Raw genomic sequence first — 17883 nt, forward strand, 5'->3', positions numbered from 1 at the left:
TTGTGCTTCATCAGGTTATTCGGGTGATGCCGAAAAGATCGCAGCCTCGTTTCACTCGACAGCTCCTACAGAGGATCACGGCCGAGTAGGAGCTGCCGAAGGCTGCGATCTTTTGATCCTCATTTTTTCGCGGCAAACAACGCATCGAGCTTCTGCTCGAAGGTGTGGTAGTCGATGCGATCGTAAAGCTCCATGCGCGTCTGCATGGTGTCGATGACGTTCTGTTGCGTGCCGTCGCGGCGGATCGCGGTGTAGACATTTTCCGCGGCCTTGTTCATGGCGCGGAAGGCCGACAGCGGGTACAGCACCAGCGACACGTCGGCAGCGGCGAGTTGCTCGGTGGTGTACAACGGCGTCGCGCCGAATTCGGTGATGTTGGCCAGGATCGGCGCTTTCACGCGGTTGGCGAACAGTTTGTACATCTCGAGTTCAGTGATGGCTTCCGGGAACACCATGTCGGCGCCGGCCTCGATGCATGCCGCAGCACGATCCAGTGCCGATTCCAGGCCTTCCACCGCCAGGGCGTCGGTACGGGCCATGATCACGAAGCTGTCATCGGTACGGGCATCGACCGCCGCCTTGATGCGATCGACCATTTCCTGCTGGGTCACGATTTCCTTATTAGGACGGTGACCGCAACGCTTGGCGCCGACCTGGTCTTCGATGTGAATCGCCGCCGCGCCGAACTTGATCATCGACTTCACGGTACGGGCGACGTTGAAGGCCGAGGAACCGAAACCGGTGTCCACGTCCACCAGCAGCGGCAGGTCGCAGACATCGGTGATGCGGCGCACGTCGGTCAGCACGTCATCCAGGCCGGTGATGCCCAGGTCCGGTACGCCGAGGGAGCCAGCAGCCACCCCGCCACCGGACAGGTAGATCGCCTTGAAACCGGCGCGCTTGGCCAGCAATGCGTGGTTGGCGTTGATCGCGCCGACCACTTGCAATGGATGCTCGCTGGCGACCGCATCGCGGAAACGCTGGCCTGGTGTGCTCTTGTTCAAACTCATGACTCACCTCGTTTGGCTGTCGGGTTAGCGCCGTCCTGGTAATGACGGGCGATGTTGCGTTTGGAGGCGCCGATGTGACGGCGCATCAACAACTCGGCCAGTTCACCGTCACGGTCGGCGATGGCATCGAGAATTCGGTGGTGCTCGGCAAAAGCCTGGTGCGGGCGATTGGGCGTGGTGGAAAACTGGATGCGATACATGCGCACCAATTGATAGAGCTCGCCGCAGAGCATTTGCGTCAGGGTGCGGTTGCCGCTGCCCTGGATTATCCGGTAGTGGAAGTCGAAATCGCCTTCCTGCTGGTAGTAGCCTCGACCAGCCTGGAAAGCCTCGTCGCGCTCGTGGGTTTCAAGGACTCGGCGCAGCTCGTCGATTTCCTCGACGCTCATGCGCTCGGCGGCCAGGCGACAGGCCATGCCTTCGAGGGATTCGCGGATCTCGTAGAGTTCCAGCAGCTCGGCATGGTTGAGCGACACCACCCGCGCACCGACGTGCGGCACGCGCACCAGCAGGCGCTGGCCTTCCAGACGGTGGATGGCTTCGCGCAGCGGGCCCCGGCTGATGCCGTAGGTACGGGCCAGCTCCGGCTCGGAGATTTTGCTGCCCGGGGCAATCTCACCCTTGACGATGGCCGCCTGAATGCGCCGGAAGACGTTTTCGGAAAGCGTTTCCGAGTCATCCTGAACGGTAAGCGGGGGATCCAGTTGATCCAGCATATTGTCGACACCTTGAAAGCCAGTGCGGCAAAAACTAACCAAAACAGCCGCTCACGTCAAAGGATAATTAGATATTGTCGACAATCGTCTAATAACCGCCTGCACCATAACTAAGCAGGACCCTTTGCTTATAGCCGCCCGGCAGCGCTGGCGCCATCAACCCACCGTGCTAGAATGCCGCCCGCATTTGTTTGTCACATCTGCACTGTCTGTCATAAATAACTGATAGGCATACGAGGAGCTTGCGCAGCGATGCCAGGGTCTTGAATCAAAGAACAGACCGCTGCGCACCAGGATTTATGAGACTCAAGCCCTTCCCGATTGTCCTTTTTCTTCTTTGCCTGCCCGGTTTCGCCGCCGCAGGGGAAAAGACCGTGTACGGCCTCAATGAATACGCATCGCTGGGTGGCATCGACCTCGAAGTGGCCGCCAAACTCGATACCGGGGCGAAAACCGCGTCCCTGAGTGCCCGCGATATCAAGCGTTTCAAACGCAATGGCGAGTCGTGGGTGCGCTTCTACCTGGCCATCGACGCCGCCCATTCGCACCCGATCGAACGACCGCTGGCCCGCGTCAGCAAGATCAAGCGCCGGGCCGGTGACTACGACCCGGAAGAGGGCAAGAAGTACACCGCCCGTCCGGTGATCGAGCTGGATATCTGCATGGGTTCGGCTTTACGCAGCATCGAAGTGAACCTGACCGACCGTAGCGCGTTCCAATACCCGCTCTTGATCGGCTCCGAAGCGCTCAAACGCTTCGATGCGCTGGTCGACCCCAGTCTTAAATACGCTGCCGGCAAACCCGCCTGCGCCGCCGACGCTCATACCGCCGAGTAATTTAAATGCGCTCTCTTACCCTTCATCTGAAAATGCTGATCGCCATCCTGGTGGTGTTGGGCATTTCAGTCACGGCCTACCAGATCTTCGTACTCGGCATTCCCGTGACGGAAGACGCCACCGACGACTTGTGGAACATCGACGCCAAGGTCGAGTTCGTCGCCAGTGCCAAGGATCCGGTCAAGATCCAGATGTTCGTGCCACCGTTGAGCCGCGATTACGTGAGCCTCAACGAAAGCTTCATCTCCAATAACTACGGCGTGGCCGTGAACCGTGTCGACGGCAACCGCAAGGTCACCTGGTCGGCGCGCCGGGCCAAAGGCAACCAGACCCTTTATTACCGCCTGGTGCTGACCAAGCGCTACACCGCCGAAAAGGCCAAGATCAAGGGTCCGACCTTCCGCGACAGCATTGCCGTCGAAGGCCCTGAGAAACTCGCTGCCGAAGCGCTGCTGGCGCCGATTCGCCAGCACTCGGCCGACGTCGAGACCTTCATCAGCGAAGCGATCAAGCGGGTCAACAACAGCAACGACGAGAATGCCAAGATGCTCCTGGCCGGCGACCCGACACCGGCCCACAAGGCGAAGATCGTCGAACTGCTGCTGTCCATCGCCCACGTGCCGGTGGAAAAGGTCCATACCATTCGCCTGGTGGCCGACCAGCCGCAAACCCCGGAACTCTGGCTGCGCAGCTTCAATGGCACCGACTGGCTGTACTTCAACCCGGAAACCGGCGAACAGGGCCTGCCGACCGACCGCCTGCTGTGGTGGACCGGTGATGAAAACCTGATCACCGTCGATGGCGGCAAGAAGGCCACCGTGACCTTCAGCATGAACAACAGCGAAATGAACGCCATTCGCCTGGCCAAGCTGACCGATGAAAACACCGACGCCAACTTCCTCGAATACTCGCTGTACGGCCTGCCGCTGCAAACCCAGCAGACCTTCATGATCATGGTGATGATCCCGATCGGCGTGCTGGTGATCCTGATCCTGCGCAACCTGATCGGCCTGCAGACCCTCGGCACCTTTACCCCGGTACTGATCGCCCTGGCCTTCCGCGAGACCCAGCTCGGCTTCGGCATCGTGCTGTTTACCATCATCACGGCGCTGGGACTGTCGCTGCGCTCCTACCTTGAACACCTGAAACTGCAGATGCTGCCGAGGCTGTCGGTGGTGCTGACGTTCGTGGTGGTGTTGATCGCGGCCATCAGCCTGTTCAGTCATAAGCTCGGCCTGGAGCGCGGACTGTCGGTGGCGTTGTTCCCGATGGTGATCCTGACCATGACCATCGAACGCCTGTCGATCACCTGGGAAGAACGCGGTGCCAGCCATGCCATGAAAGTGGCGATCGGCACCTTGTTCGCGGCCTCCCTGGCACACCTGATCATGAGCGTGCCGGAACTGGTGTACTTCGTGTTCACCTTCCCGGCGATCCTGCTGATCCTGGTGGGCTTCATGCTGGCCATGGGTCGCTATCGCGGCTACCGCCTGACCGAGCTGGTGCGTTTCAAGGCCTTCCTGAAGAAGGCTGACGCCTGATGTTCGGCTTCTGGAAGACCTGGAAAGCCCTGGAGGCCCGGGGCATCATGGGCATCAACCGGCGTAACGCGGACTACGTGCTCAAGTACAACAAGCGCAGCCTGTACCCGATCGTCGATGACAAGATCATCACCAAGGAACGCGCGATTACCGCCGGCATCCATGTGCCGCAGCTGTATGGGGTGATCTCCACCGAAAAGGAAATCGACAAGCTCGGCGAGATCATCGACGGGCACAACGACTTCGTGATCAAGCCGGCCCAGGGCGCTGGCGGCGACGGCATCATTGTCATCGCCGACCGCTTCGAGGGCCGCTATCGCACGGTGTCCGGCAAGATCATCGGCCACGAAGAGCTCGAACACCATATCTCCAGCATCCTGACCGGCCTGTATTCCCTCGGTGGGCATCGCGACCGTGCCCTGATCGAGTACCGGGTGATCCCGGACCAGATCTTCAAGAGCATCAGCTACGAAGGTGTGCCGGACATCCGCATCATCGTGTTGATGGGGTATCCAGTCATGGCCATGCTGCGCTTGCCCACCCGTCAGTCCGGTGGCAAGGCCAACCTGCACCAGGGCGCCATCGGCGTCGGTGTCGACCTGGCCACCGGCCTGACCCTGCGCGGCACCTGGCTCAACAACATCATCACCAAGCACCCGGACACCACCAACGCGGTGGATGGCGTGCAACTGCCCTACTGGGACGGCTTCATGAAACTCGCCGCGGGTTGCTACGAGCTGTGCGGGTTGGGCTACATTGGTGTCGACATGGTGCTGGACCAGGAGAAAGGCCCACTGATCCTCGAGCTCAACGCCCGACCCGGCTTGAACATCCAGATTGCCAATGATTGCGGGCTGACCTTACGCACCCATGCGGTCGAGGCTCGGCTGGCAGATTTGAAGGCCCGCGGCGTGACTGAAACCGTCGAAGAACGCATGGCGTTTGTCCAGGAGATGTTTGGGCATATTCCGCCGGTCGAGGGTTGATCCAGAACCAAGGTGTCTCTTTCGCGAGCAGGCTCGCTCCCACAAGGACTGCGCTGAACCCTGTGGGAGCGAGCCTGCTCGCGAAGACGATCTGCCAGATTCCACAGTACTCATGCCTGCCTCCAATCTCCCAATCCCCGACATCCCCTCTAGGAGCAACTCCCCGAGAGGACTACAATCGCCACCCCGCCTCGATGGCTGATCGCCCCCGCCCATGCTGACCTGTTCCGTACACCCGCTGCCCTATCGCGCCAACCCCGCCGACTACTTTGCGGCCATTCGTCATGCCCCCGGTGCCGTGCTGCTCGACAGCGGCCGCCCCAGTGCCGAGCGCGGGCGCTTTGACCTGCTCAGCGCATGGCCGCTGGAACTACTGACGGTAGCGCCTGACGAACGTGGCAGCGATTTCCTGCAACGCCTTCGGGACAATCTGACGCGACTGGGCGAAGCCTCGCTTGCCCATGACCTGCCGTTCGCTGGCGGCTTGATCGGCTACCTGAGCTACGACTTCGGCCGCCACCTGGAACACCTGCCGAGCCAGGCCGTGGACGACCTGCAGTTGCCGGATGCGCGTTTCGGCCTGTACGACTGGGCGCTGATCAGCGATCACCACCAGGCCACCAGCCAATTGGTGTTCCACCCGACACTGACCGACAGCGAACGTCAGCGCCTGATCCAGCTGTTCAGCCAGTCAGCCGTCGAAGCGCTTGAGCCGTTCACGTTGCAGGCGCCGATGCATGCCGATCTGAACGCTGATCAGTATCGCCAGGCGATCGAGCGAATCCACCAATACATTCAGGCCGGTGATTGCTATCAGGTCAACTTCGCCCAACGCTTCCGCGCGCCCTGCCAGGGTGATCCATGGACGGCGTACTGCGCGTTGCGACTGGCGTGCCCAACGCCGTTTTCCGGCTTCCAGAGCCTGCCCGACGGCGGCGCGGTGCTGAGTCTGTCACCAGAACGCTTCGTCAAAGTGACCGAGCGCTGTGTTGAGACCCGCCCGATCAAAGGCACGCGCCCACGGGGCCTCACGGCTGCTGAAGACGCGGCGAACGCCGCCGAATTGCTGGCCAGCCCCAAGGATCGCGCGGAAAACCTGATGATCGTCGACCTGTTGCGCAACGACCTCGGTCGCACCTGCCGCACCGGTTCGGTTCGTGTGCCTGAGTTGTTCAGCCTGGAAAGCTATCCGAATGTGCATCACCTGGTGAGCAGCGTGACCGGCGAACTGGCGGATGATCGGGATGCGCTGGACTTGATCGCCGGCAGCTTCCCGGGCGGCTCGATCACCGGCGCGCCGAAAATTCGCTCAATGCAGATCATCGACGAGCTGGAACCCACCCGACGCGGCCTGTACTGCGGTTCATTGCTGTATCTGGACGTGCGCGGCGAGATGGACAGCTCCATCGCCATCCGCAGCTTGCTGGTCAAGGATGGCCAGGTGTGCTGCTGGGGCGGTGGCGGAATCGTCGCCGATTCCGAGTGGCAGGCCGAGTATCAGGAATCGATCACCAAGGTGAAGGTGCTGCTCGATACCTTGCAAAACCTGTAGGAGCGAGCCTGCTCGCGATGGTCGTTAACGATAACGTTGGAAACCTGACACCCCGCGGCGCTCTCAGGTTCATCGCGAGCAGGCTCGCTCCCACAAGGATCAGGCTTACAAACTCAACACCCGGTTCGAAGCCTTGATGAACTCCTGCTTCAACGCCTCGAAATCGTGCACCGCTGGAAACTGCGGGAACTCGCGAATCACATTGTCCGGCGCATGGAACAGAATCCCGGCATCCGCCTCACCCAGCATCGTGGTGTCGTTGTAGGAATCCCCCGCTGCAATCACCCGGTAGTAGAGGCTCTTGAAGGCCAATACCGACTGGCGCTTGGGATCTTTCTGACGCAGCTGATAGCCCGTGACGCGCCCGGTATCGTCAGTAATCAGACGATGGCAAAGCAAGGTCGGGAAGCCCAATTGACGCATCAGCGGCTGGGAAAACTCGTAGAAGGTGTCCGACAGAATCACCACCTGGAAGCGCTCACGCAGCCAGTCGACGAACTCGACAGCACCGTCCAGCGGCTTGAGCGTAGCGATCACTTCCTGGATGTCGGCGAGCTTCAGGCCGTGTTCGTCGAGAATCCGCAAGCGCTGCTTCATCAGCACGTCATAGTCGGGAATGTCCCGGGTGGTGGCCCTGAGGGATTCGATCCCGGTTTTTTCCGCGAAGGCGATCCAGATTTCCGGGACCAGCACACCTTCAAGATCCAGACAGGCAATTTCCACAAGACACTCCCATTGGTATTGTTTATTGAGTCGAGCGAGCCCGAACTCTAGCGACTCCTCCTCCACCGCGCAACGCAGAGGACGCCCCGGCCGGCGCAGCTTTTTGTTAACATCGGCCCCATATAGAGCGCCCAGCGCCACCGACCTGTAGGAAGCCGCCCTGATGAGCCCAACGTTCGACGTCGTGGAACTCGCCACGACCTATGCCAACAAATCCGCCCAGGACATCCTGAAACTCGCCTTTGCCGAATTCGGCGATGAACTGTGGATATCTTTCAGCGGCGCCGAAGACGTGGTGCTGGTGGACATGGCCTGGAAGCTGAACAAGAACGTCAAAGTGTTCAGCCTCGACACTGGCCGCTTGCATCCCGAGACCTACCGCTTCATCGATCAAGTGCGCGAGCACTACAAGATCGACATCGAACTGGTGTCGCCCGACTACACCAAGCTCGAACCGTTCGTGAAGGAAAAAGGCCTGTTCAGTTTCTACAAAGATGGTCATGGCGAATGCTGCGGCATCCGCAAGATCGAACCACTGCGCCGCAAGTTGTCTGGCGTGAAGGCCTGGGCCACCGGCCAGCGCCGTGACCAGAGCCCCGGCACGCGCAGCGCGGTGGCCGTGATGGAAATCGACACCGCGTTCTCCACCCCGGATCACACCCTGTACAAGTTCAACCCGCTGGCACAGATGACCAGCGAGGAAATCTGGGGCTACATCCGCATGCTGGAACTGCCCTACAACAGCCTGCACGAACGCGGGTTCATCAGCATCGGCTGTGAGCCGTGCACGCGCCCGGTATTGCCGAACCAGCACGAGCGTGAAGGTCGCTGGTGGTGGGAAGAAGCCACGCAGAAGGAATGCGGGCTGCATGCCGGGAACATCATCAGCAAGTCCAAAGCCTGATCCCACGTCTGGCTCCTACAAAATGTGTACACACGAATGTCACCTTAGGTGCCAATTGTGTGTGCACTTTTAGTTTCAACGCCCCAAAAAGTTACACGCTCCTTTCCTGACTTCCCCAGTCGACCGACCTCAAAAAACCCGCTGAAAAACAAATACCTGTTCAAACGCTCAATTTTTATTGCCGGTTTGTCAGTCAGTTAACTTCAGTTAATAACAAAACGAAATCAGCAAACGACTTTATAGATTCTCGACTGGCACAGATTTCGCTTTATTGCATACATATTTTGTATACAAGTCTGGCAACTGAACCACCCGTCATAAGGACTTCCCATGCGTATTCTCGTGGTCAACGTCAACACCACCGAATCCATCACTCAGGCCATCGCCCGCTCGGCCCAGGCAGTGGCCGCGCCCGGCACGGAGATCGTTGGCCTGACGCCCTTCTTCGGTGCCGACTCGATCGAAGGCAACTTCGAAAGCTACCTGGCCGCGATTGCGGTGATGGATCGGGTCATGGCCTACGACCAGCCCTTCGATGCCGTGATTCAAGCCGGCTACGGCGAACACGGTCGCGAAGGCCTGCAGGAATTGCTCAACGTACCCGTGGTAGACATCACCGATGCGGCAGCGAGCACCGCGATGTTTCTCGGCCATGCGTACTCGGTCGTCACCACCCTCGATCGCACTGTTCCGCTGATCGAAGATCGACTGAAATTGTCCGGGCTCTGGGACCGCTGTGCCTCGGTGCGGGCCAGTGGCTTGGCGGTGCTGGAACTGGAACACGAGCCGCAACGCGCGCTGGAGGCCATCGTGCATCAGGCTGAACTGGCGGTGACCCAGGACAAGGCCGAAGTGATTTGCCTTGGCTGCGGCGGCATGGCCGGTCTGGATGAGCAGATTCGTCAGCGCACCGGCGTGCCGGTGATCGATGGCGTGACGGCGGCGGTGACCATCGCCGAATCGTTGGTGAGGCTGGGGTTGTCGACTTCGAAGGTGCGGACCTATGCGACACCGCGGCCGAAGAACATCATCGGCTGGCCAGGGCGATTTTCCCGATAGACCGCGTTATCGTTCTTCGCGAGCAGGCTCGCTCCCACATTGGTTCTTCGGCGTACAAAAATCCCCTGTGGGAGCGAGCCTGCTCGCGAATGGGGACGACTCGGTCCCGAGTAAACTCACACAGCACTGAACCGCCGCCCCAACCCCTGCTCAACAAACTGCTCGATAATGAAATCCACAAACGCCCGGGTCTTGCCCGGCAGCAGCTTATGTTCAGCGTAATAGATAGAAATATTGCCATCATCGACATACCAATCCGGCAACACCCGCTGTAACGTCCCCGCCTCCAGATAGCCCACGGCAAACGGCATGCTCACCAGCGCAATGCCCAAACCCTGGACCGCCGTGGCACAAGCCGCTTCCGAATCGCTCATGGTCATCCGCGCCTTGAGCGTCAGCGGGCTGTGTTGTCGGGTGTGACTGGTCAACTGCCAGGAACGCACGCGGCCGGTCTGCGGCGAGCGAATGAGGATGCCGTCGTGAAGCTTGAGCTCATCAGGCTCGAGGATCGCTCCGTGCACCGCCAGATAACCGGCAGAGGCCACCAACACGCGATGGGCCGGGGTCAGCTTGCGCGCCACCACCCCTTGGGGCAGCTCGAATCCGCCACCAATCGCGGCGTCGAAACCCTGGGCTATCAGGTCGACCTGACGGTTATCGAAATGCCAGTCCGGATTAATCGCCGGAAAGCGCCGCAAAAACTCTCCGAGTAGCGGCACGATGTATAAACGCCCGAACACTGTGCCCATGCTGACCTTCAAGGTGCCCGCCGGACGACCTTCGGCGCTGGCGAGATTGGCCACGGCATTTTGGATCGTGTGCAGGCTGGCACTGACCTCACTCAGAAACAGTTGCCCAGCCTCGGTCAGCGTGAGGCTGCGGGTGCTGCGCTGAAACAACCGGACCCCCAGCCGCGCTTCCAGTTTGGCCACGCTCTTGCCCACTGCCGCCGGGGTTAGGCTCAAGCGTCGCGCGGCCTCGGCAAAGCTGCCTACCTCGGCGCTGCGCACAAAGCATTCGATACTGCTGAAGGTTTCCATGAGCACCATTATAAACTTATGGTTTACACAGACTATCGCAATTGCCGTCTACACAGCTTGTAATCCTGAATCGATACTAGGCTCCATCAACCGGGACATCTCGCCTCGGGACTTTGGAGATCGATATGACTACTCAGAACCTCAGCGGCAAAGTGGCTTTGATCCAGGGCGGCTCCCGGGGCATCGGCGCTGCCATCGTCAAACGCCTGGCCGCTGAAGGCGCGACGGTCGCCTTTACCTACGTCAGCTCCACGGCCAAGGCCGAAGAATTGCAAAACAGCATCACCCATGCTGGCGGCAAAGCCCTGGCTATCAAGGCTGACAGCGCTGACGCCGAGGCCATCCGCGACGCCGTAACGGCTACTGTAGAAGCATTTGGTCAGCTGGATATCCTGGTCAACAACGCTGGCGTGCTGGCCGTTGCACCGCTGGAAGACTTCAAACTCGAAGACTTCGACCAGACCCTGGCGATTAACGTACGCAGCGTGTTCATCGCCACCCAGGCTGCCGCCAGGCACATGACCGAAGGTGGTCGAATCATCAATATCGGCAGCACCAACGCCGACCGCATGCCCTTCGCCGGTGGCGGTCCGTACGCCATGAGCAAGTCGGCGCTGGTTGGCCTGACCAAGGGCCTGGCCCGCGACCTCGGGCCGAAAGGCATCACCATCAACAACGTGCAGCCGGGTCCGGTCGATACCGACATGAACCCTGCCCACGGCGACTTCGCCGACAGCCTGATTCCGTTGATGGCAGTGGGGCGTTACGGCACAGCTGAAGAGATCGCCAGTTTCGTCGCCTATCTGGTCGGCCCCGAAGCGGGCTACATCACCGGCGCGAGCCTGACCATCGATGGTGGTTTCGGCGCCTGATGAATTGAACGCAATCCAAATGTGGGAGCAAACCTGCTCCCACATTGTCGTCAGGACCAATCGAGCGCTGGCAAGCCACAGGCACTTGGTTTGAACGCCTTCAGCGTACGAAGAATGCCGTCGGCGTGTGCGTACTTTTCGTCAGCCATCGCCGCATCCGGAATCGCAATTGCCGTCATCCCCGCCGCTTTGGCCGCCGTGACCCCGAACGGTGAATCCTCGAACACCAGGCAATCCTGCGGCTCGACACCCAGGCGTCGCGCCGCCGTCAGGAAGATATCCGGCGCCGGTTTGGCCGCACCGACTTCAGGATCATCGGCCGTGACGATAAAATCGAACAAGGCGAACCAGTCGCGATGCAAGGTGGTTTTCTGGCCGAACGACTGACTCGAGGAACTGGTACCCACCGCAATGGGAATGTCATGCGCCTTCAAGTGCCGAACCAGCTCTTCTGCACCCGGCATCGCCTGCGCCGCAGGAAAACGCTCGCGCATAAGCGGCTCGCGAATCACCAAAAACTCTTCGGCGCTGATCGGCAAGTCCAGCGCCTGCACTACATAACGCGCCAGATCACTCGCACCACGGCCGATGATGTTCTGTTTGACGCTCCAGTCGAACGTCCGTCCATAGCGCGCGGCAATCGTGGCCGTGACTTCGGTGTAAATCCCCTCTGTGTCCAGCAGCAAGCCGTCCATATCGAAAATCACGGCCTTGATGGGGCCGAACTCTTTGAGCGGTGAATTCATCGCATCTGATCCGTTTTCATGACATTCCAGGCGGCCCAGGCACAGCCGGCTCCGAGACAGATTAAAGGTTTCAGCAGCATAGCGAGCAGCCATGGCCAAGAGCAACCGGGGGATGACGCAAAAAGCCCGGCAAATCGCCGGGCCCGTCAGTCACTGCTGCTGATCCTCTATCAGGCTAACCGCCCGCTTTACCTGTCCCGCTACCCGCAGGTGCTGTACTCCCGCCACTGCCGGTAGAATTACCTGATCCTCCAGACCCACTCCCAGAACCGCTCCCCATCGAACTGCCACCGGTCGAACCGCTTCCCGTCTCCGGGCGGGTGCTGCTCCCATTGGCATCGCCTGCATTGCCATCCTTGATGGCGCCAGGCGGCAACGTATTCTCCGATCCAGAGCCTGCATTCATTTCGGTAGACGGTGGCATTCCACCCTTATCGATCGGGGCATCGTTGCCACAGGACTGTGAAAAGGCCGTGCCTGAACCAAGCGACAACAGACTGGCCACCGTCAGGGCCGACCATCTTGACCTGATCATGTGCGTCTCCTTTACGAGTTGCATACCTTATGTCTGGCAGCAGTGCGTGGGCATGGTTGCCACTCATTCGACGGGCGGTCTTGCACTAAACGTTTATCAGCTGGGCTCGCCTGAGGCGTCTTCCCCGGCGATGTCCGGATCGTTCGGGTCCGCTTCGACATCAGTGCGCTTGACGTCTTCGTTGGGAACCTGCTCTACACCGGCCTCGTCATCGGGCCGACGTTGATCCCGACTCAGGGAATCGGTGGGTGAAGGCAGGGGGTATTCGGGAGTTTCGTCGATGTCGGAGTCTTTGGGATCAGCGTTCATGTGACACCTCTCAACGGACCTGAAAGGCAGGTCCTGACCGTTGGAGGGATAGTCGATCGTCAGGTTCGATCAGGGAGACCACCGGTTGCGCAGATCGATATCAGTCAGTGATGTTTGTTTTTATGTTTGTTCTTATGTTTATGGCCACCACCGGAATGGGATCGGTCATTGTCGCTTCCCAGATTGTTGCCGACCGCACCACCGGCTGCGCCACCCAGGCCTGCGCCAATGGTCGAACCGGTTCTGCCACCCAGGCTGTTTCCGATTATGGAACCGCCCGCCGAACCCAATCCACCACCCACCGCCGCTTCGGTGCGACTGCCCTTGGGTGCACCGACCGCACTACCGGCGGCGCCACCGACACCGGCACCAATCGCGGCGCCTGTGCTGCCGCCCATTTGTCCGCCAACCACGTTGCCCAATGCACCGCCAATACCGCCGCCAACGGCGGCAGTACCGTCTCCTGCCGCCAGCACGAACGGTGTAAGCAATATTCCAAAAACAAGCACCGGCAACGTCAAGCGGGTTTTCAGTTCCATGGCACGCCTCGCATTCTATCGGGGGTATGGAGGATTTGAGGCGCGAAAGCCAGAAACGTTCAAAAACGCAAAAGCCCGGCATCAAGCCGGGCTTTTGGTGGATCCCTCTGGATCAGTGACGCTTGTGACCTTTGGCCAGGTTGCTGCCTACGCCGCCACCCAAGGCGCCACCCAAGCCAGCGCCGATTGTCGAACCGGTCTTGCCGCCCAGGCTGTTGCCGATTACCGAACCACCAGCAGCGCCAACGCCACCACCGATGGCCGCGCTGGTACGGTGGCCTTTCTTGGCGGCAACCGCACTGCCCGCTGCACCAGCGACACCCGCACCAATTGCTGCACCGGTGCTGCCGCCCATGCTCTGGCCAACGACGTTACCCAGCGCACCACCCAAGCCGCCACCAAGGGCGGCAGTGCCGTCGCCGGCCATTGCACCTTGAGCAACCAGAAGACCCAGAACCAGAGCAGGCAGTGTGAAACGCATGACAGAAACCTCAAAAATAGGGGATGAAATTCAAAGGGTCGAGATTGAATGCTTTAGAGGAGGCAAAGTCCAGACATGCGCGCGCTCAACCTCGTGGTAGGCGACGGTTGGACAGCAATTTTGGAAAAGGTTTTATCGCGGGCAAAAAAAAGCCCGCTGGGGAACGGGCAGGGTGTTGCTTCTAACGGATGAGCTGAGCCTACGTAGGGCCTTGTGAAAAGTTTGTGAAAACTTTCCAGATTAAATATTCGTTCACACACCGGGCACAAAAAACCCCGTTCGATGACGGGGTTTGCTCGCGGGTACATTTTACTTGCTGGCCGGTTCCGTAAGCTTGGGTAGGAATTTCCCCTTCAGTACTCGACAAGCCTTGGTCTTGATCTTGAGGACCTTGGCCTGGTCTTCGCCAAAGCTGGCCACATACTCTGTCTGGCCGCACTGAACGTAGTTGTTGATCGGAAATTCTGCGCCGTCGTCTTCGATATACGGTTCAGTCATCGCTTCACCCCTCTCAAATGCGGGATCGACACCGGCAAGCCCTTTGCACGAAAAATATCGATCACCAAGGATTTTGAGACTAGTCGGTCATTACCGGACTTGTTATTCATAAACCCGAATGCCCGACGAATGGGCGACGCAGTGTCACCTCAGTTTGACCGCCGTTCCGGACACAAACACCACCACCATGCCGCCCTTTCCTGTTGGCATGCTGATCTGGTAATCGAGCCCCACTAGCGCATCCGCCTGCAGTGCCCGCGCTCGCTCCTTGATCTCGTCGGTGGCCTGGATTCGCGCTTCCTGCAACGCCCGCTCCAATGTCTGGGAGCGCCCACCGAAAAAATCCCGCATCCCGGCGAAAACGTCGCGGACAACGTTGACGCCCTGTACCGACTCGGCGCTGACGATGTCCAGGTAGGCGGTGATTTGTCGGCCTTCGACAGTGTGGGTGGTTGTCGTGATCATTGAATGTCCTTCTTGTTCAGGTATTGAGCCAGCGCATCGAACGCCGACAACGTCACCGGGTCGTTGGCCGAGTTGTTGGCAACCGGATGCGAGGCGTAGCGAACGATCACCATCTCGGCCGCGGGGTCAACATAGATTCGCTGACCATGGACCCCGCGCGCCATGAATGCCCCGCCCTCCTTGTCCGTGACCCACCACATCGATCGGTAGCTCCAGCCTTTGAGCAAGGCATAACCGGCCTTTGCAAAAGCCTGCTTGTCACCCCCGCGACGTATATCGTCGACCACCGCCTTGGGTACGATTTGCTCACCGTTGAATTGACCCTCATTGCGCAGCATCTCGCCAAACCGGGCAAGGTCGCGCAAGCCTGTGTTCAAACCACCACCAGCAAAGGGTGTGCCAATGGAATCCACGGTGAAGTAGGCATCCTGCTCGGCCCCCAGCCGACTCCAGATCCGCTCCGACAACAACTGCGCGACGTTGCGCCCGGTGGCGCGGGCGATGATCCAGCCCAGCACGTCGGTGTTGACGGTCTTGTAGGCGAACGCGGCGCCATGTTCACCTTGCGCCTGCACCGTCTGTAAAAATTCGTAGTAACTGCGCGGACCGCTGTAGTCCTTGGGCTTTGGCAGCGGGCTACCGGCTTGTGCATGAGCCCAGACCTCGGCGTTCGGGTCCGCGTAGTCCTCGCTGTATTTTAGACCCGTGGTCATGTCGAGCACTTGCCGCACCGTCGCGTTGCCGAATGCGGACGTCGCCAGTTCCGGTACATATTCGGCAACACGCTTGTGCGCATCGATACGCCCCTCCGCCACCAGCATGGCCGCCAGGGTGCCAATCACCGACTTGGTCACCGACATTGCCGCGTGCTGCCCTTGCGGATTCAGTACACCGAAGTAACGCTCGTAGACAATTTTCCCGCGATGCAGCACCACAATGCCGTCGGTATAGGTCGCTGCCAGGGATTGTTCCCACGTCATCGCGGCCTGCGAACCGAGCGGGAGAAAACTGATGGCGTCGATACCCTTGCGCAGCGCTGACCCCAGCGGCACGGGTGCGCCCAGACCACGTGAAACATTGATGGTTGGCATCAGTTGCCGGAAGTTCGAGACACTCCAGCGCATCGCCGGGAACCGGAAATAACTGCCGTCTTCAAACCGCACAGTGCGGTCGGCAGGTGGCGGAGAACCGACCATCCAGCCAAGCCTGGCCGGGTCGCTGGCGGCTGCGTCGGGAAAAGCCGTGGGGGTGGATGCGAAGGCGAATGATGGGGCGAAGCCCAGCACTACAGTGGCGATGGATATCGGGACACCGCAAAAAGCAGCGCGAAAAGGGTGCATGGTGTCGATTCCATTCGAAGGGTTCGGGAAGTTTAACAGGTGAACGGATGTGGTCGTGCGCCCTGGAAAGACCGATCGAATGGCGTCAGAGCAATTTCACCAGCACCGCAGTGACGGTGGCTACTGTGCCAATAAGCCCGGTGGCCACCGCCACCGGATACCAGAACGTTTCACGGGTCATCTTGCCTGCTTCGGCGTTCAGCTTGCGCTGCTCAGTCATCAGCTTGACGATTTCCACATGAACCTTTTCGAGTTCGGCCTGCTTCATGGTGAATTCCTGCAAAGCGGGTGCCTTTCCATCCTGGAGTGGGTCGCGGTGGGTGCCTTCGGCGTTTATGTGTGAGGCGACACATTGGAGGGGCAGTGGTCAGAGTAGGATAAGATGCCTGCAAATCAGGCTCGCTGTGAGTAGCCCCGCATGACAGAAAACAGTCGGAACACCACCCGTCTGATCAAGAAGTACCCGAATCGCCGTCTGTATGACACGCACACCAGCAGTCATCTGACCCTGGCGGATATACGCCAATTGGTCGTCGATAGAATTCCGTTCGAGGTGGTCGACGCCAAGACTGGCGAGAATCTGACCCGAAGTATTTTGCTGCAGGTCATTCTGGAAGCCGAAAGTGGCGGTGAGCCGATATTCTCCAGCGAGATGCTGATGGGGATTATCCAGTTCTACGGTCCCTACCAGAGCGTCCTCGGCAGCTATCTGGATAAAAGCATCCAGACGGTCATCGACATCCAGTCCCAGACCGGTGCCCAGTCCTCCGAAACCTGGAGCGCGTTCATGCACCAGCAGGCACCGGTCATGCAGGACTTGATGCGCCAGTATGTCGACCAGTCAAAAGCCCTCTACCTGAACACTCAGAACCTCTTCGGCCTGTTCGGCGGCATGCCACCAGCCAAACCAGGTGCCGGTGACGGGCCGAAAAAAAATGGCGATGGGGAGTAAACCCATCGCCATCATGCAACCACGCTAATCAGACTTACTTGGTATCAGCCTTGGCACCAGAAGCGGTTTTAGCGGCTGCGGCGGTCGCTGCGTCAAAACCGGTCTGGGCAACGTCAGCAGCCTGTTTTACGGCTTTCTGTGCACTTTCAAAAACGGTACCGGCATTGGCCAGCGACGATTTGAACCCGGCCACAACGGGTTCGGAGCCGGCCGGTGCATTCTTGCTGATCACTTCAACGAACTCTTGCACCTGCTGGGTGCCCGCCTCGAACTGACGCGAGGTCAGTTTGGCGATTTCGGAGTGAGTATCGACAATCAACGCCTGCACTTGGCGATTGAAATTGGCCAGTCGTTCGGCTTGCACATTAGGCTGGGTGAAAGAAGCCTGGAGCTCAGCGAACCCTTGTGGATCACGTACTGCAAGCAGCTTGCGAAAGCCGTCGAACTGCTCCTCGGTGGAGGCCTGCAGGGTCTTGAACTGCAACTGGCTCAGTTGTTCAACACTGGAGAAGATTTTGCCGCTGATTTGCTGCAGGAGGTCGAGGTTGGCTTTCTGAGCGTCTTGCAATTTTTCCGAGTTGAAAAAAGACATGCTTGAATCTCCTGGTACTGGAAGGCCGACTCTGGCCTGAGGACGCGATAGCGATCCTGCCGGTCATCGCGTTAGACTTTATATTGCAGCGCACAATTTTTTTTGGCAACGATTTTTTGTGCGGCGCACAAAAGCCTTTCCCTTCCTACCCATATTCGCTATAAACTCCCTACATCGAAAGGATAGC

General features: G+C 59.4%; 21 protein-coding genes. 8 read left to right on the forward strand and 13 right to left on the reverse strand.

Going from position 1 to position 17883, the window contains the following annotated elements; genetic code table 11:
- Positions 1 to 119: 119 nt before the first annotated feature.
- Together prpB and ACA054_RS23890 are read right to left on the reverse strand one after the other, a co-directional pair.
- Positions 120 to 1010 carry a methylisocitrate lyase gene (gene prpB, locus ACA054_RS23885; RefSeq protein WP_008017616.1) on the reverse strand — a complete coding sequence of 297 codons (891 nt, stop codon included), beginning with the start codon at positions 1008 to 1010 and terminating at the stop codon, positions 120 to 122.
- Positions 1007 to 1723, reverse strand: a complete 717-nt coding sequence (locus ACA054_RS23890; protein ID WP_171017110.1) for a GntR family transcriptional regulator — start codon at positions 1721 to 1723, stop codon at positions 1007 to 1009. The genes prpB and ACA054_RS23890 overlap by 4 nt, the downstream gene beginning before the upstream one ends.
- 302 nt (positions 1724 to 2025) lie before the next feature.
- Here ACA054_RS23890 and rloA point away from each other — a divergent pair, with 302 nt between their 5' ends.
- The 4 genes from rloA (at position 2026) to pabB (ending at position 6641) form a co-directional block, all read left to right on the forward strand.
- A complete protein-coding gene (rloA, locus tag ACA054_RS23895; RefSeq protein ID WP_497686454.1) occupies positions 2026 to 2562 on the forward strand; it encodes a retropepsin-like aspartic peptidase RloA in 537 nt (178 codons plus the stop codon).
- 5 nt (positions 2563 to 2567) lie between these two features.
- Positions 2568 to 4103: an osmotic stress tolerance membrane protein RloB gene (gene rloB, locus ACA054_RS23900; RefSeq protein WP_497635940.1), complete on the forward strand. Its 1536-nt coding sequence runs from the start codon at positions 2568 to 2570 to the stop codon at positions 4101 to 4103.
- Positions 4103 to 5089, forward strand: coding sequence for an alpha-L-glutamate ligase-like protein (locus tag ACA054_RS23905; RefSeq protein WP_497686455.1), 987 nt, complete (start codon positions 4103 to 4105; stop codon positions 5087 to 5089). The genes rloB and ACA054_RS23905 overlap by 1 nt, the downstream gene beginning before the upstream one ends.
- 214 nt (positions 5090 to 5303) lie before the next feature.
- Entirely contained in the window at positions 5304 to 6641 is a 1338-nt protein-coding gene (pabB, locus tag ACA054_RS23910) for an aminodeoxychorismate synthase component I (RefSeq protein ID WP_497686456.1), read from the forward strand.
- Between the two features lie 105 nt (positions 6642 to 6746).
- Here pabB and thrH read toward each other — a convergent pair whose 3' ends face one another.
- A complete protein-coding gene (thrH, locus tag ACA054_RS23915) occupies positions 6747 to 7364 on the reverse strand; it encodes a bifunctional phosphoserine phosphatase/homoserine phosphotransferase ThrH (RefSeq protein WP_497686457.1) in 618 nt (205 codons plus the stop codon).
- Positions 7365 to 7527: 163 nt separating this feature from the next.
- Here thrH and ACA054_RS23920 point away from each other — a divergent pair, with 163 nt between their 5' ends.
- Together ACA054_RS23920 and ACA054_RS23925 are read left to right on the forward strand one after the other, a co-directional pair.
- A complete protein-coding gene (locus tag ACA054_RS23920) occupies positions 7528 to 8268 on the forward strand; it encodes a phosphoadenylyl-sulfate reductase (RefSeq protein WP_497686458.1) in 741 nt (246 codons plus the stop codon).
- A gap of 330 nt (positions 8269 to 8598) precedes the next feature.
- Entirely contained in the window at positions 8599 to 9327 is a 729-nt protein-coding gene (locus tag ACA054_RS23925; RefSeq protein WP_497686459.1) for an aspartate/glutamate racemase family protein, read from the forward strand.
- A gap of 116 nt (positions 9328 to 9443) precedes the next feature.
- Here the strand turns inward: ACA054_RS23925 and ACA054_RS23930 are convergent, their stop codons facing one another.
- Complete coding sequence (locus tag ACA054_RS23930; protein WP_497686460.1) at positions 9444 to 10367, reverse strand: LysR family transcriptional regulator; 924 nt, start codon at positions 10365 to 10367, stop codon at positions 9444 to 9446.
- A 125-nt stretch (positions 10368 to 10492) separates the two neighbouring features.
- Between ACA054_RS23930 and ACA054_RS23935 the strand changes: the two genes are divergently transcribed.
- A complete protein-coding gene (locus ACA054_RS23935; protein ID WP_497686461.1) occupies positions 10493 to 11239 on the forward strand; it encodes a 3-oxoacyl-ACP reductase family protein in 747 nt (248 codons plus the stop codon).
- 50 nt (positions 11240 to 11289) lie between these two features.
- On the opposite strand, the gene ACA054_RS23940 is transcribed toward ACA054_RS23935, so the two are convergent.
- From ACA054_RS23940 to ACA054_RS23975, 8 genes are all read right to left on the reverse strand, one after another.
- Positions 11290 to 11985: an HAD-IA family hydrolase gene (locus ACA054_RS23940; RefSeq protein ID WP_497686462.1), complete on the reverse strand. Its 696-nt coding sequence runs from the start codon at positions 11983 to 11985 to the stop codon at positions 11290 to 11292.
- A 631-nt stretch (positions 11986 to 12616) separates the two neighbouring features.
- Positions 12617 to 12829: a hypothetical protein gene (locus tag ACA054_RS23945; RefSeq protein WP_497686463.1), complete on the reverse strand. Its 213-nt coding sequence runs from the start codon at positions 12827 to 12829 to the stop codon at positions 12617 to 12619.
- Positions 12830 to 12933: 104 nt separating this feature from the next.
- Positions 12934 to 13368 (reverse strand): glycine zipper domain-containing protein, encoded by a 435-nt coding sequence (locus tag ACA054_RS23950; RefSeq protein WP_497686464.1) that lies wholly within the window; start codon positions 13366 to 13368, stop codon positions 12934 to 12936.
- Positions 13369 to 13480: 112 nt separating this feature from the next.
- The gene (locus ACA054_RS23955) at positions 13481 to 13849 is read right to left on the reverse strand and encodes a bacteriocin (RefSeq protein WP_497686465.1); all 369 of its coding nucleotides are present in this window, start codon (positions 13847 to 13849) and stop codon (positions 13481 to 13483) included.
- Positions 13850 to 14158: 309 nt separating this feature from the next.
- Positions 14159 to 14347, reverse strand: a complete 189-nt coding sequence (locus ACA054_RS23960) for a hypothetical protein (RefSeq protein WP_497686466.1) — start codon at positions 14345 to 14347, stop codon at positions 14159 to 14161.
- 144 nt (positions 14348 to 14491) lie between these two features.
- The gene (locus ACA054_RS23965; protein WP_497686467.1) at positions 14492 to 14812 is read right to left on the reverse strand and encodes a YbjQ family protein; all 321 of its coding nucleotides are present in this window, start codon (positions 14810 to 14812) and stop codon (positions 14492 to 14494) included.
- Complete coding sequence (locus ACA054_RS23970) at positions 14809 to 16152, reverse strand: serine hydrolase domain-containing protein (protein ID WP_497686468.1); 1344 nt, start codon at positions 16150 to 16152, stop codon at positions 14809 to 14811. The genes ACA054_RS23965 and ACA054_RS23970 overlap by 4 nt, the downstream gene beginning before the upstream one ends.
- An 85-nt stretch (positions 16153 to 16237) precedes the next feature.
- Positions 16238 to 16420, reverse strand: a complete 183-nt coding sequence (locus tag ACA054_RS23975) for a hypothetical protein (protein WP_497686469.1) — start codon at positions 16418 to 16420, stop codon at positions 16238 to 16240.
- A 150-nt stretch (positions 16421 to 16570) separates the two neighbouring features.
- Here ACA054_RS23975 and phaR point away from each other — a divergent pair, with 150 nt between their 5' ends.
- Positions 16571 to 17104 (forward strand): polyhydroxyalkanoate synthesis repressor PhaR, encoded by a 534-nt coding sequence (gene phaR / locus ACA054_RS23980; RefSeq protein WP_497686470.1) that lies wholly within the window; start codon positions 16571 to 16573, stop codon positions 17102 to 17104.
- A 34-nt stretch (positions 17105 to 17138) separates the two neighbouring features.
- Here the strand turns inward: phaR and phaP are convergent, their stop codons facing one another.
- Entirely contained in the window at positions 17139 to 17696 is a 558-nt protein-coding gene (gene phaP, locus ACA054_RS23985; protein WP_497686471.1) for a TIGR01841 family phasin, read from the reverse strand.
- Positions 17697 to 17883: the final 187 nt, after the last annotated feature.

This window comes from Pseudomonas sp. LBUM1653 (assembly GCF_059716115.1).